This window comes from Thioalkalivibrio denitrificans (assembly GCF_002000365.1).
GTDB lineage: Bacteria > Pseudomonadota > Gammaproteobacteria > Ectothiorhodospirales > Ectothiorhodospiraceae > Thioalkalivibrio_A > Thioalkalivibrio_A denitrificans.
Window position 1 is genome coordinate 29,435 of record NZ_MVBK01000099.1, and the last position, 12,512, is coordinate 41,946.

Annotated in this window: 12 protein-coding genes and 1 pseudogene; 6 read left to right on the plus strand and 7 right to left on the minus strand. The window is 62.2% G+C overall.

Features of this window, described 5'->3' with window-relative positions:
* Positions 1-249: 249 nt before the first annotated feature.
* The 3 genes and pseudogenes from B1C78_RS17880 (at position 250) to B1C78_RS17890 (ending at position 1,203) form a co-directional block, all read left to right on the plus strand.
* Complete coding sequence (locus B1C78_RS17880; RefSeq protein ID WP_245795445.1) at positions 250-642, plus strand: LysR family transcriptional regulator; 393 nt, start codon at positions 250-252, stop codon at positions 640-642.
* Positions 602-931 (plus strand): annotated as a pseudogene (locus tag B1C78_RS17885) (LysR substrate-binding domain-containing protein); the annotation flags it as partial. The gene B1C78_RS17880 and the pseudogene B1C78_RS17885, both read left to right, overlap by 41 nt.
* Before the next feature lie 86 nt (positions 932-1,017).
* Positions 1,018-1,203: a type 2 periplasmic-binding domain-containing protein gene (locus tag B1C78_RS17890; RefSeq protein ID WP_245795446.1), complete on the plus strand. Its 186-nt coding sequence runs from the start codon at positions 1,018-1,020 to the stop codon at positions 1,201-1,203.
* Between the two features lie 52 nt (positions 1,204-1,255).
* Here the strand turns inward: B1C78_RS17890 and B1C78_RS14500 are convergent, their stop codons facing one another.
* Both B1C78_RS14500 and B1C78_RS14510 read right to left on the minus strand, forming a co-directional pair.
* Positions 1,256-1,675 (minus strand): CBS domain-containing protein, encoded by a 420-nt coding sequence (locus B1C78_RS14500; RefSeq protein WP_077279883.1) that lies wholly within the window; start codon positions 1,673-1,675, stop codon positions 1,256-1,258.
* 1,102 nt (positions 1,676-2,777) lie between these two features.
* Entirely contained in the window at positions 2,778-4,487 is a 1,710-nt protein-coding gene (locus B1C78_RS14510; RefSeq protein WP_077279884.1) for an HAD family hydrolase, read from the minus strand.
* Between the two features lie 67 nt (positions 4,488-4,554).
* Between B1C78_RS14510 and B1C78_RS17665 the strand changes: the two genes are divergently transcribed.
* A complete protein-coding gene (locus B1C78_RS17665) occupies positions 4,555-4,716 on the plus strand; it encodes a hypothetical protein (protein ID WP_175628323.1) in 162 nt (53 codons plus the stop codon).
* Between the two features lie 442 nt (positions 4,717-5,158).
* On the opposite strand, the gene B1C78_RS14515 is transcribed toward B1C78_RS17665, so the two are convergent.
* Positions 5,159-5,758, minus strand: a complete 600-nt coding sequence (locus B1C78_RS14515; RefSeq protein WP_175628324.1) for a S24 family peptidase — start codon at positions 5,756-5,758, stop codon at positions 5,159-5,161.
* Between the two features lie 771 nt (positions 5,759-6,529).
* Here B1C78_RS14515 and B1C78_RS14520 point away from each other — a divergent pair.
* On the plus strand, positions 6,530-6,712 hold the full coding sequence (locus B1C78_RS14520; protein ID WP_077279886.1) for a hypothetical protein: 183 nt from the start codon (positions 6,530-6,532) through the stop codon (positions 6,710-6,712).
* Between the two features lie 80 nt (positions 6,713-6,792).
* On the opposite strand, the gene B1C78_RS14525 is transcribed toward B1C78_RS14520, so the two are convergent.
* The 4 genes from B1C78_RS14525 to B1C78_RS17480 all read right to left on the minus strand — a co-directional run bounded on the left by B1C78_RS14525 (position 6,793) and on the right by B1C78_RS17480 (position 10,406).
* A complete protein-coding gene (locus tag B1C78_RS14525; RefSeq protein WP_077279887.1) occupies positions 6,793-7,374 on the minus strand; it encodes a tetratricopeptide repeat protein in 582 nt (193 codons plus the stop codon).
* Positions 7,367-7,612, minus strand: a complete 246-nt coding sequence (locus B1C78_RS14530; RefSeq protein WP_139349959.1) for a hypothetical protein — start codon at positions 7,610-7,612, stop codon at positions 7,367-7,369. The genes B1C78_RS14525 and B1C78_RS14530 overlap by 8 nt, the downstream gene beginning before the upstream one ends.
* Positions 7,613-7,685: 73 nt before the next feature.
* Entirely contained in the window at positions 7,686-9,869 is a 2,184-nt protein-coding gene (locus B1C78_RS14535; RefSeq protein WP_077279889.1) for a sodium:solute symporter family protein, read from the minus strand.
* 249 nt (positions 9,870-10,118) lie between these two features.
* Positions 10,119-10,406: a hypothetical protein gene (locus B1C78_RS17480; RefSeq protein WP_139349960.1), complete on the minus strand. Its 288-nt coding sequence runs from the start codon at positions 10,404-10,406 to the stop codon at positions 10,119-10,121.
* 123 nt (positions 10,407-10,529) lie between these two features.
* On the opposite strand from B1C78_RS17480, the gene B1C78_RS14540 reads away from it, so the two are divergent.
* The gene (locus B1C78_RS14540) at positions 10,530-12,494 is read left to right on the plus strand and encodes a putative nucleotidyltransferase substrate binding domain-containing protein (protein ID WP_245795447.1); all 1,965 of its coding nucleotides are present in this window, start codon (positions 10,530-10,532) and stop codon (positions 12,492-12,494) included.
* The last annotated feature ends 18 nt before the right edge of the window (positions 12,495-12,512 follow it).

The window sequence follows — 12,512 nt, forward strand, 5'->3', positions numbered from 1 at the left end:
GAATTCGAGTATAGCTCCTGCGTCCGGCCCTGAGACTGTGGTGCCGCAGAATCGCGCTCCGCGGCCGTCGGCTCTTGAAGGGCCAGGGCCACCGGCGTCTGCGGGGTCCGTGTCCGTGCTAGGGCTTGAACGGAAGTAGCCTTTGCCATGGGGGTGCCTCCAGTCTTTTCCGGCATGGGTACGGGAGCCATCCTGCCCTAGTGGTAGATTTCTCGTAAGGCAGTAGAATCGGAACTTATGGTTGACAGAATGGAAACAAGGAATTCCGCAGGTGCGGTGGATCCGCGGGAGCTTCGCGGCTCCCTGGACGACATCCGGGCCTTCTGCAACGTTGTTGAGTTAGGAAGCATATCGGCTGCCGCCGGCAAACTGGGCGAGACCAAGGGCGCGGTCAGCCGACGCGTAACCCGCCTCGAGGGAAGGCTTTCCACGACCCTGTTAGCGAGGCGCCCGAGGGCGGTGAGCGTCACGGAGGAGGGGCTCGCCTTCCATGCCAAGGCCCGGGAGGCTCTCTCTATTGGGCGACGCCGCGGAGGCGGCCAGCGAGGCTCGCTCACTGCCGCAGGGTCATCTGCGTGTGACCACACCGGCGGATTTGGGTGTGGAGCTCCTGCCACCAATCATCACGGGCTTTCGTCGTAAGTACCCACAGATCACTGTGGAGTTGCTCCTGACCAGTAGAGCTTTGGACCTCACCCCACACCGGATCGACATCGCCCTACGGGCGAGCAGCGAACTGCCAGACATGGACTATCGCGCGATTCCACTGAAGAACTTGGACGTGCGCCTGTACACCACCCCGGCGTATCTCCGTGAGCGTGGTGAGCCCAAAGTGCCCGGAGATTTATCGTCTCATGATCTGGTCGTTGCCCGGGACCTGATGACTACGACCGCCCTGACGCTGACCAGGCGCGGCCGGGTCGAGCGGATCTCGCTCAGGCCTGCCGTCCAGACCAGCGAGCTGGCCAGTGTTTCGCGCATCGTCCTCGCCGACCGGGCATCGGGCCGATACTTGACTTGGTGGCCGCCTCCGCGCTGGCGGACAATCGGCTGCAGGTGGTGCTCCCCCACTGGATGGTGGCTAGAGCCCAGCTTTACGCCATCACCGTCGCGGGCCGCGATGCTCCGGCCCGTGTTCGCGTGTTCAAGGAATTCGTGCGCGAGGAACTGGCACGCCTCCGCGAGACCACGGACAGCGCTTAGGGCATCACAGTCGTTCGACCCCATTATCGTTGCCTCTCTCCCCGCACTTACGTCACGCTGCGGGCGTGTCATCTCCACGGACGATCTCAACCAGTGCATTCAAGGCGTCGCTGGCGGTGAAAATACCAAGGAACTTGCCATCCTCATCATTGACGATCACGCTGCCTACCTTCCTTTCCGACATGGCGTACGCCACGTCTTCGAGAGGCATGGTAGCAACCACAGTCACGGGATCCGCCGCCATTATGTCGGCAGCCCGCACTTGGTGCTTTTCTGCGAAAGGCAAACTCGACACGATGCGTACATTGCGGTCGCTGATCACCCCCACGACGCTATCACCGCGGACGACAGGCAGATGGCGGATGCCGTGTTTCTCCATCAGATTCCGAAGATCGTCGATCGTCATATCTTCGTTCGCGGTGATTGGGTCGGGGGTGGTGAACTCCTCCACCGGTACACTTCTTGACACCATGGTTGGTCTCCTCTGGTCGTCGGCAGGCAGCCGATGTGCCAATCTTCGTGTTTCGATTGATCAGATAACAGCAAAGCGGGGCCAATGGCAATTCATTCTCATTTGCCACGCCGTACCCGAGGACAGCCAGCTCCTCAACCGTAGCACATCAGGCCAGCGCTTGATAAAGCCGCCGTGCCTGACCCAATCCCTTGAGAAACCGCCACCCGAGTTGCTCGGCCGCCTTGCGAAGCGGATTGACGTAAGCAAGCGCCGCGACGTGATGACCGCGACTGTCTCGCCGCACATGGCGAAGATGATGCTAGGGGTTCAAGCCCAGACGTAGAAGAATCGGCGGAAGGTGACCCGGGATGGCGCCGCACTTGATCTTCCGGATCGCCGGCCTCGCGCAGCCGAGCAGCTGCATATAGTCGTCGACAGTGAAGGAGATGTGGTTGGGGTGATCCCCGGCAGACGTGCGGTTCAGGTTCATCAGGTGCGGCCCTTGTGATTCGTGCCTGTCATTTAGGTGGTCCCCGTCCAATCCCGATTACTCGGCAATACGCTACCGGAGGAAGGTGAGATCGGATGCTTCCGGGGTTTGAGCGACGCCTGCACGCACCAGCTAAGATCCACATAGCTCATGCAGATCAACACCGCGGCCTCGTCCAGCAGCGCCTGGCTCTTGAACGGCCCTCCCTTGTACGCCCCGCAGCCGTCTTCCTCGTCGGCCCGGCGGGCCATGCACTCGTTGAGGCCTCGCGTGAACCAGGACAGGTCACATAGCCGCTCACGCCATTGTACGAGCAGGCTCGGGGCTGCTCGGCCTCGGCGGCGGAGACCGTCTCTTCGGCCCGGAGGCGGGTGAGCAGCACGGGCAATGAGAACAGGCGCGCCCAGCGATCCATGAGCTCCTCTTCCGACATACCCGTACCGGTTCACGGCCCACGCGCACCACCAGGCGGGAGAGATTGGACATCATCGCGTAGATGCAAATATCGATCGCAACGACAGCCGCCAGCGCTTCCAGACCCACCAGCACCCAGCCCTTGAAACAAGGGAGGCGTCCATAAAATGCGAATCAGAAGGTTCCCGTGGTCCGACCCCACCAACCCCCTCCGCTTCACTCCGGCAGGGTGTAGCGGGCCTGGACCAATTCGGTGATCATCTGCCGTGTCTGCGCAGGCGGGAGGTCCGTGCGCTGCTCGACGCGGTGCGCCTCCTCGGCCAGAAACTCGTCTCTCACCGCGTAACGAAACCACCGCGAGTAGTCGCCGCGGCGCAGGTGAAACAGCCAGGTCTGCTCGTCGATGCCCTGCGCGATCTGGCAGAAGATGGCGAGATTCTGCACCTTCAGGTTGTGGCGGCCGTCGGGGCCGCGGAAATAGAAGCTGTGCCAACGCAGGTCGCCCTCGGCGTACTTGCGGTGATGACGCACGCGCTCAGCGCGCCCGGGCATGGGCCGCATGGCGAAGGGAGGCTGGGCGTCGTCCACAAACCAAGCGACCACCTGCTCCGGCTCCCGTGTCAGGCCCTCGGGCCATGGGAGCGTTCTGCCCGTGGCCCGGCCGAATCTGGCGAGCGTCTCTTCGGGCGAGGAACCGATGGCGACCACGATGTCGATCGGTGCCAGGATCTCCGGCGCAACATGCTCCGGATGCACCGTCACCAACAGTGTCTCACCGAGTCGGTTCGGCAGCGCGGAGCCGGTATGCCCCCAGGTGTCGGGGAGCATATGGTGGGCCTCGTCGAGCACCAGCCAGTGCGGCCGTCCGGTTCGTGCCCGCATGGCCTGCAGGTTGGGAATGAGCTGCCCGAAGAACTCGGGTCGGTCGCCGAGCGGAATGCCCAGGAGGTTGATGCTCAGATTGACTTTCGGGTCCTCGAGGATCGAGAGGATCTCCGTGAGTGACGGAGCGCGCCACTGGTTGCCCAGCGCCACCACATCGCCCAGTGTCCCGTAATCGCCCTCCGGGTCGACGATGCACACCTGGAAATCCTTCTCGATTAGCCGCTCGATGACGCCGGCGGTGAGCGTGGACTTGCCACTGCCCGATGGCCCGGCAACCAGCATGTTGTGGCCGAAAGGCGGAAGATTGACCACCCTCCCGTCCGCCGCCGTACCGAGCGGGATCAGGTGCTGTTCGAGCCTGTTGTCCAGCCGGCGCAGATCGTTGGCGATCAACTCATCGATCAGTTCGATGACCCCGTTGCCGTTTTCGGCCGTCGTCTCCAGACTTGCGGAAGCCTTCAGGGACGGCACCGCGTTGGCCACCGCCACAGAGCATTCGCACAACTCCAGAAACGAGTGGTCATTCTCGGCGTCGCCGATTCCCACCACTTCGTGACGCGAGAGTCCGAGCTTGCGGAGTGCGCGCTCCAGCCCCTTCGCCTTATTGACGCCGGCCGGCAGAACCATGAGGGCGCCACGGTTGCCGATCACCTGTGCCTCCAGTCCAAGCTCCCAGATGACGTCCTGCACGGTCGCCCGTTGCGCCGCATGGGTTCCCACCACCACCTGCCCGATCTCCAGGGGGTTCACGCCGCGCTCCCGCAGACCCTTGAGCAGGAGCTTCGGCGGCGGGTTGGCATAGCGCGCCTCTTCCCGGGTCGCGGGGTCATAGACGATGGCGCCGTTCTCCGCCACCACCAGATCGAAAAGCCGCGCGCAGGGACAGACCGACAGCAGGTCGTCCACCCGTCGCCCGGTGACGAGGATCGCCCGTCGTCCCGACTTTCTCAGGCGTTCGACGGCGCGAACTGTGTCATCCGACACCCGATCATGCGAGGCGAGTGTTCCGTCGTAGTCTGCCGCCAGTGCAAGGTAACGCATATGCTCAACCGGTCACCGGTTGTCGGTTACATTTGGGAACTGCTCCGGGTACTTGATGATTGCGTCCATGAGATCCACATCGATATCGAGCCTACTTGAGGACAGCCAACCCCTCAACCGCTACGCGGCGGAGGATTACCTGGAGGCTTGGCTGGCCTTGACCGAGCCGGAGGGATGGAACGATGAAGACTTGGAGCGGCTCCGGGCCCTGTTCTCGGACAGAGGATGAGCCCTGAGAGCGCTGCCCCAACGGCCATCCATCGACTGAATACGTGGGTGTGTCCATGATCTCCAGAATGCCTGTTTGGGGGCGAAAACGGCAGATCTAAGGCCAGATCAACCGCGATTTCGAGGCTCATTGTATGGCGATAGCGATTCACTGGTTGTGGCCTTCATAGGCGCTGTCAGAGTAAGCAAAGCTGACAGGACGATGAAGCTGGAAAGGTGTTTCACGACATGATCGCTCCAGTTGATGGTCGTGTTGATGTGCCCTGTCGAGGCACTGCGGAAGTACCCTCATGGGTCTACTTATTGTTGTGTGCATGCAGCCGTTAGGCGGGGTCTGGCAACCGACCCCAGTGATCAAGACACTCGCGCAATCTCGCCATACGCTCATCGAGCACCGCTTCAAGCAATTCCAAAGGAAGAGGCAATAATTCAGCGGGTGATGCTCAGACGCGTCGGACGACCCACACAACACGTCCGACCACGCGCAGCTGCGCGGCCTCCTGGTCCGTGATGTGCTGTTCCACGTACTGAGGGTTGTCACTGCGCACCCACAGTCCTCCCTTCCAGTCGACCTGCAGACGCTTGGCGACCACGTGGTCATCGAGCTGAATGACATAGATCGCATCTTCGGTCACACCACGCTCACGCGTATCCACCAGAAGCAGGTCGCCGTCCGCCACGGTCGGTTCCATGGAATCGCCGCGGGCGCCCACCAGAACCAAACCGTCGGGTTGCAGGCTCTCACGCATGAGCCAGTCACGGTGGAAAGCCAGGAGCTCGATGCCCTCCCCCTGGTCCACGTCGGCCTCATCATTGGCGTCAGGCTGGATCTCATAACGGGGCACCAGCTCGAAGTCTCCGAACGCTGCGGGATGCAGCGAACGCACACACGGAGATGCGCCGGTCCGCACGCTGTCGCGCATGGGAAGCTCGCCCGTGGCCAGCCACCCCACGCGAACGCCGGCGGCCCCGGCAATCATAATCAGCTTCTCCAGCCCGGGCAGCGATCCCTCCAGGTACTTGCGTACCAGGCTGTCGCTCATGCCACACTCTTGCGCGAATCGAAAAACAGGCTGATCGCCGATTGCCATGCGCAATCTTCGGGCAAAGGCTGTTCCGACGCTCTCTTGTTCGGCAACTTCGTCAGAGTGCGAACTCTCGAGTCGCTGCGCCGCTTGTACCTTGCTCATAGAACACCACCCCAAGGCCTGTACGCACCGCGAAAGGTGCAATCGACCAAATGGACAAATCGACTTGCGACCGATGACCGTATCGGCCCGGCCAAGCCGCCCACTCAACACACTCCCACCGTTCCACGTCTGGCAGGCTGTCGAAAAACAGCCTGCTGGTGCGAGGCGTGGATGCCTCGCTCGCGATTCACACACGCAAGTGTGTGAATCGTCTTTGCCGAACTCCTCTATCGCAGGCTCCGACAGGCTCCGATGAACCGCCAAGTGCAAAACTGTTCGCGGCGTCCGTCTCCTTGCGGCTGCGACGGACTGCTCTGAACTGTCGGGATCCGAAAACCAAAAAGCGGGTCGTGCCGTTTAAACACCAACCAGGGTGCGCATACCCTCATCCACATGGCGTAGCGCTCATTCTTTAGTTTCGCCTTAACAATCCGTGTTGCTATCGATTATGGCCTCCCCGCATATTTCTCTCAAGCTGCACGCGCTTTTTCATACACACGCCACGCTCGAGTGGCCTTCGGCGCACGGCTCGGATATGCTTGTAAACAGAGTTTCAACGCACCTGTGGCGCGCAAGCCAAAACTGTCATGCGCGATGCCTACACTAGGGGATAACGTCCGAACCATGTGGATTTATGTCATCGTAACCGGTGCTATTGCGTGGCACGGTCTTACTTACCGCGACAAGAACGGCGACCGCCCGGCGGTCCACCTGCTGTTTGGCTGCATTGCGCTGATGTTCTGTCTGCGTTTTCTGCTGGTGGACATCATGGGCCTGCCCATCCCGGGGGTTCCTATCTCCCACTGATCGCGCACGCACCGGATGCAGTGTGCGGCCGCGGCTGCACCCGGCATCATTGACCCGTGGCCACATCGACGGGCCGCCCATCAACGGCGGCGATAAGGCCTCTGGGCAGCGTCCTCCTCCGGCATGCTCAACTGCCGTTCCTCCTCGGGTAGGGCCAGCTGCGCGCGAAGATAGTCCGCGCGGTCCCGAATCGTCGGTGGGCCCGCTGCATCCATGTGCAGCAGACGGGTGATCCAGCCCGGTCCATCGGCCACTGAAGCGTCCAGGTACAGGGCATACTCGTAGTCCTCAAGCGCTCGCCGGTGCTCGCCCATGCGATCGAAGGCAATCCCCCGGTTTGCATAGGTGCCGGCAAACTCCGGCGCTCGGGCAATAGCGAGGTCGAAGTGCCTCAGGGACTCCTCGGGGCGACCCTGCTGCAGCAGGGTGCGGGCCTTGCCGCGTATGGCCTCCACGCGATCGGGGTCCGCCCTGAGAACCTCACGGTACTCGTCGAGCGCCCGGTCATAGCGACCGTCGGCAAACGCGCGTTCCGCCGCCAGCAACGCCACATCACCCGGCGCCGGATCCGAGCGCAGGGCATCAAAGATGATCCAGCCGATGGAAAGTACCAGGGCGGCGATAGCCACCCGGGTCAGGATTCTATAGCTTGCGTCATCCATAGTCGGGGATACCTACGATGTTCGCACTGAAGAAGAAGGAAAAAACCAGGCAGACAAAGGTCGCGAGCACCCACGCCCTTCGCCGCTGGCCGGCGAGTTCCTCGTCCGACAGCGTCCTTTGCAGTCGGACCTGCAGGCGCCGCACGCTGAAGTTGAAGATCAACTGACGGACAGGTAAGGACAGGAGGATCGCAAACACGACCACATACAAGGCAAAACCCCAGGTTGTCACTGCCACACTCCGTTAGTCACCAACGAAAGAAGGCGACGGGCAGGGAAAACCCGGCCCGCCGCCCTCGTCTTGCCCGGGCTCAGGTTGTTGCCTTCAAGCCATCGCCCAGCTGAACATCACCGCCCTTCTGCGGGGTGGACGCATCCTCATCGTAGAGGATCTCGATCTCCCGCTTCGGAACGGTACTCATCTCCATCTTGTAACACAGGAACCAGAGCATTCCGACGCCGAACAGCCAGCAGACGATCTGGTAAACGTAGATGGACGGGAACCCGAACACCCACCAGGTGGCCGGGTTGTTTGGGTCGCCGAACAGGTAGGTACCGATGATGTTGCCTGGTCCGATCGCGAAGATGTAGTAGATCGCCACGATGCCCCAGGCCACCGGAATCAGGCGGCGCTTGTCCTCGGGCAGACCCGCATGCTCACGCAGCCAACTGTGGAAACCCATGCGATGCTGCGTCTCCCTGGCATCCTGGGTCACCGCCGAGACGGCGATCGCGGTCAGCATGTTGAGCATAATGCCCCACCCGCCGGAATGGATCGTCAGCGGCCAGCGACCCCAGGGCACGTCGATGCCAAGGGCGGCGACCACCGCAAGGCCCAGGTTCTCGGTCATGAGCACGGCGACGATGCCGACGATGAGGCCGGCCACCACACCCTGACGCGTGAGCCAGGGCCAGTAGCACACCGCGATGAGCGGCACCCACATCTGCAGCCCCAGGGCGACCGCCATGCCCCCGAGCAGCACCAGTGCATCGGTCGTGAATGTCGCCACGGTCAATGCCGCCAGCACAAGGAGCGTCACGACACCCCTTCCCACCTGCTTCTGCATGTTGTGGCTGACATTGGGGTTGATGAAACGACGCAGCACGTCACGGGTGTAGATGCCGCTGGTGGTGGACATGTAGGCCGCACCCGTCGACTGGAAGGCGCCCAGTGCGCAGACAGCGAGCAGACCCACGAACCATGGCGCGACCGCCTCCAGCAGGCCCATCAACTGCGGCACCAGACCGGAGTCACCGCCACCTTCGCGGCGCAGGTCCACCCAGCCGGCCACTTCGCGCGGATCCTGCCCGGCGCGAACCGCCGCGAGACCCTGGTCAATGCGCGCGGCGACCTCGTCGCGGCTCAGCTCCGGGTTTTGCGTGGCGATCAGGCCACGCTGGAGCACTACGTCGTCGGGGCTGGCGTACAAGTCCCGGTACTGGCCGAGGGTCTCCTCATACTCCGGGTTGTAGATGTCGCGCACCAGGTCCGTGTTGGCGCCGAGGCCGTGTCCGGCCATGGCCTGCACGGCCAGCAGCACAACGATCACCGCACCGGAGATCAGGCCGGAAGCCCAGGTCTGCTGCGGCGCGAACGGACGCGGATCCTTGTTGGAGAACGCCCACATGGTGAACGAAGGCGAGGCCATGATGCCGGCCATACTCATCATGTAGCTGAGCACCATCACCGAGGTCCAGGCGCCGCCCTGGGCATCCCCCACCCCGCTGACCCACTGGATCACGCCGGGCGTTGCCACATAACCGCTGTGCCCGGCCGGCGTCAGACCCGGGCGACCCGCGCTCTCTCCGCCGGTGACCAGGTCCCACTGACTGGCCGCCGCGATGCTGCGCGCCAGGTCTCCGATGGAGCCCATATAGGAGATGGCAATAAAGCTGATGGCGGTCATGCCGAACAGAAGCAGCACGCACTGCAGGGCGTCCACGTAGGCCACGGCACGAAGTCCGCCAGAGGCCACATAGAACAGCACGATGGCGGAGAGGGCCCACATCCCGAAGGTCACGCCGAGGGCGCCATCGGTGAGCACGTTGAAGAGGAAGCCGGACGCACGCAGCTGAATGCCCAGGTAGGGCACCGCAAAGATGGTGGCCACGATGACCACCAGCCACACCATTGTGTTGCTTTGGAAGTAGCTGTGATACATCTCGCCGGGCGTCACGAAGCCCCACCGCCGGCCGAGCATCCACTGACGCTTCAGGAACAGCATGCCGGAGATGGGGATGCCGATCGCGTACAGTCCGATGTACCCGTACTGCATGCCCGTGTGATACAGAAGGCCCGGATGACCGACGAACGTCCACCCCGACCAGGACGTCGCCGTCGCCGCAAGGATGAACACCCACATGGGAACCGACCGACCGGATATGAAGTAGTCACTGGCGGTCTTGGTGGCCAGGGCACCCTTGATGCCCCAGAAGATACAGTATCCCCAGTACAGGCCTACAAATACGAAGAGCCATATGGCTTTGGCGTCCATCAGGTCTCCTCCTCCGTTCCTTTATGAATGTAAAAGGTATGTTTGTTTTAGTTAGATAAACACGGACAAAAAAATAGACGGGCCCGCTCAACGAAATGAACATCCACAATGGAAGCTGGTGCTTCTCATGAAGCGCTGGCGAGTCCGTCCTGGCGCCTGAGTCTAGTCGAGCCTGTTTTGCCTGCCAACCACTCGAAAGCGCCGGCCAAATTCCACTTTTTTACAAGACAATCAGCATTTTTTGACATCTCACGCAATGCGTTCCCGGGAATACGCGGCGAGACAGGAGATCGGCACGCTTATTTGACGAACTCCGCCCTTTTTGTGGAAGAGGAACACCTCTTTTTGCAGGATTAGGGGAACTTTCTTGTCAAAATCGTGTGGAGAAAATTTTTCTTTTTTTTTAATTCTTTGATCCTCTTTCTGATCACACTTTTTTGCCATAGAAGTCTTACCTTTTTTATCTTTCAAGCTCTTTTTATGCGCTAAAACAAGGACCCTTCCGAAGCACCCATCGTCACAGGGGAAAGTCAGCATCGTTTTGTTTCATTGAGTCGCACTTTTGTCTTGCTGCAAGGGAAACTATTTTCCCCTGTGAAAAGCCAATTTATTTATCGAAGTGTTTTGCGATAGGTCGCGCCTTCCGGGTACGATGCCGACATGCGCGTCATGCGCCCTCAGTCGACGCGTCTGGGGCAGGACCGACGCGCCGGCGCACTGATCACCCGGGCGATCGCGCCCGGACTGGAAGGCGGCATGGACATCGAACGCTTGGCGACTGCGGAGGCTTTCGGCTCGCTGGGCAGCGAAGCGCTGAAGGCACTGGTTGCGCATGGGACCGTGCGTCGCCTGCACGACGGGGACGAGCTCTTTCGTCGCGGCGATGCGGACAGAAATCTGCTCTACATTCTCTCGGAAGGCCGTGTCGCGCTGAGTGACGGCAATGGCGCCATCACTACCTGCGACGCGGTCTCTCTCCTGGGCCTGTCAAGCTACTTCGACGACGAACCCTATTCACTCACGGTAACGGCCATCGGCTCCTGCCAAGTCATCGAGATTCCCTTGGATGCGGTACGCGAACTCGAGGTTCGGCACCCCGCTTTGGCCGACACACTCAGTCATGCGATCGCAGAACGCATCCGGGCCGGATCGACTCGCGCGCAATCTATTGCCACAGGCGTATTGTCTCGGCCCGCGCGCGGCGCGATGACCACTCCGCTCACGTTCCTGCGCACCGATGCGAGCCTGGGCGAGGCCCTGCGACTCATGGAGACGCGGCGCATCGGCAGTCTCGGTGTGCTGGACGAACAGGACCGGCTGATCGGTCTCGCCACGGTGGCCAGCGTGGCGCACGCCTCGGTGATCGAGGGCCTGCCCTCAGACGCGCCTCTGATTCGGGCGGCGGCGTCTGTGCCACACATCACACCGGACACGCCGCTGTGGGAAGCGGAGGAGATCCAAGTCCGGGAGGCGGTGAAGCACTTGGTGGTCATGGAGGGCGAACGGCCGGTTGGGATGCTCTCCCAGACCAACATCCTGGACGCGGTGCGCGCCGGGCACGCAATCGCGCGGCACCGCGTCCATCACGCCGGCGGAATGGACGATCTGCGTGCCCTGGTGGCCGAGGTGCCGCATGTGGCCAGTGATGCCCGCGAGGGCAGCCGGGACGCCAGTCGTGCCGTCTCTCTGCTGAGCGAGTACCACCTGCAGTTGCAGCGCCGTTGCGTCGAACTCGTGCTGGATGAGTTGGCGAACCGCGGCCTGGGCCCACCTCCGCGGCCTTACGCGCTGCTTGTCCTGGGTTCCCTCGCCCGGCAGGAGTCGCTGCTCAACCCGGACCAGGACAACGCCATCATCATCGCCGACGCCCGCCCCGGCGAGGCTGACTCGCGCCCGCTGGACGACGATGAACAACACTGGTTCGAGACGTTTACGGATCTGCTCAACCGGCGCCTCGACGAGATCGGCTACGAGTGGTGCCGGGGCGACATCATGGCGCGCAACCCGTACTACCGCCGCTGCCTGATGGACTGGTGCAGGCAGATCCGACACATGGCGCACTACCCCAACCTGAAGGCGGCACGCTGGAGCAACATCTTCCTCGACTTCGAGCTGCTCTACGGAGACGCCACGCTGGTGGAAGCGCTGTGGCGGGAAATCTTCTCGGTACTCGGCGAACACGACCGGCTGCTGCATTTCATGGCTGGCGACGATGCCGAGGGACAGGCGGCTCTCGGCATGTTCAACCGCCTGGTGACTTCCGACCGCGAGGAGGGCAAAGGCCGGGTGGACGTGAAGCGCAACGGGCTTCGCATCATCGCCAACGGCGCACGCATCTATGCTCTGGCGAGCGGCGTGCGCGAGACCAACACCGTTGCCCGGCTGCGGGGCCTGCGTCGGGAGGGAGTGCTCTCGGCGGACAAGGTGGCCTCGGTGATCGCGGCCCACGAGAGCCTGCTGGACCTGCTGCTCACGCACCAGCTCGCGCAGCACGACGGCGGCCACCCACCCGACAAGTACATCGATCCGCGCAATCTCGACGACATGGCCCTGCAGTCGCTGATCAGCAGCATGCGCGCCATCAAGCGTTTCCAGGATCGCGTGCAGGGCGTGTTCGGACTCTGACCATGACCGGGCAGCGAG

Bases quoted from the DNA above. Each gene is read 5' to 3' on its own strand.
- B1C78_RS17880 (WP_245795445.1), top strand. From the start codon at position 250: ATGGAAACAAGGAATTCCGCAGGTGCGGTGGATCCGCGGGAGCTTCGC.
- B1C78_RS14500 (WP_077279883.1), bottom strand. From the start codon at position 1,675: ATGGTGTCAAGAAGTGTACCGGTGGAGGAGTTCACCACCCCCGACCCA.
- B1C78_RS14510 (WP_077279884.1), bottom strand. From the start codon at position 4,487: ATGCGTTACCTTGCACTGGCGGCAGACTACGACGGAACACTCGCCTCG.
- B1C78_RS17665 (WP_175628323.1), top strand. From the start codon at position 4,555: ATGAGATCCACATCGATATCGAGCCTACTTGAGGACAGCCAACCCCTC.
- B1C78_RS14515 (WP_175628324.1), bottom strand. From the start codon at position 5,758: ATGAGCGACAGCCTGGTACGCAAGTACCTGGAGGGATCGCTGCCCGGG.
- B1C78_RS14520 (WP_077279886.1), top strand. From the start codon at position 6,530: ATGTGGATTTATGTCATCGTAACCGGTGCTATTGCGTGGCACGGTCTT.
- B1C78_RS14525 (WP_077279887.1), bottom strand. From the start codon at position 7,374: ATGGATGACGCAAGCTATAGAATCCTGACCCGGGTGGCTATCGCCGCC.
- B1C78_RS14535 (WP_077279889.1), bottom strand. From the start codon at position 9,869: ATGGACGCCAAAGCCATATGGCTCTTCGTATTTGTAGGCCTGTACTGG.
- B1C78_RS17480 (WP_139349960.1), bottom strand. From the start codon at position 10,406: ATGCTGACTTTCCCCTGTGACGATGGGTGCTTCGGAAGGGTCCTTGTT.
- B1C78_RS14540 (WP_245795447.1), top strand. From the start codon at position 10,530: ATGCGCGTCATGCGCCCTCAGTCGACGCGTCTGGGGCAGGACCGACGC.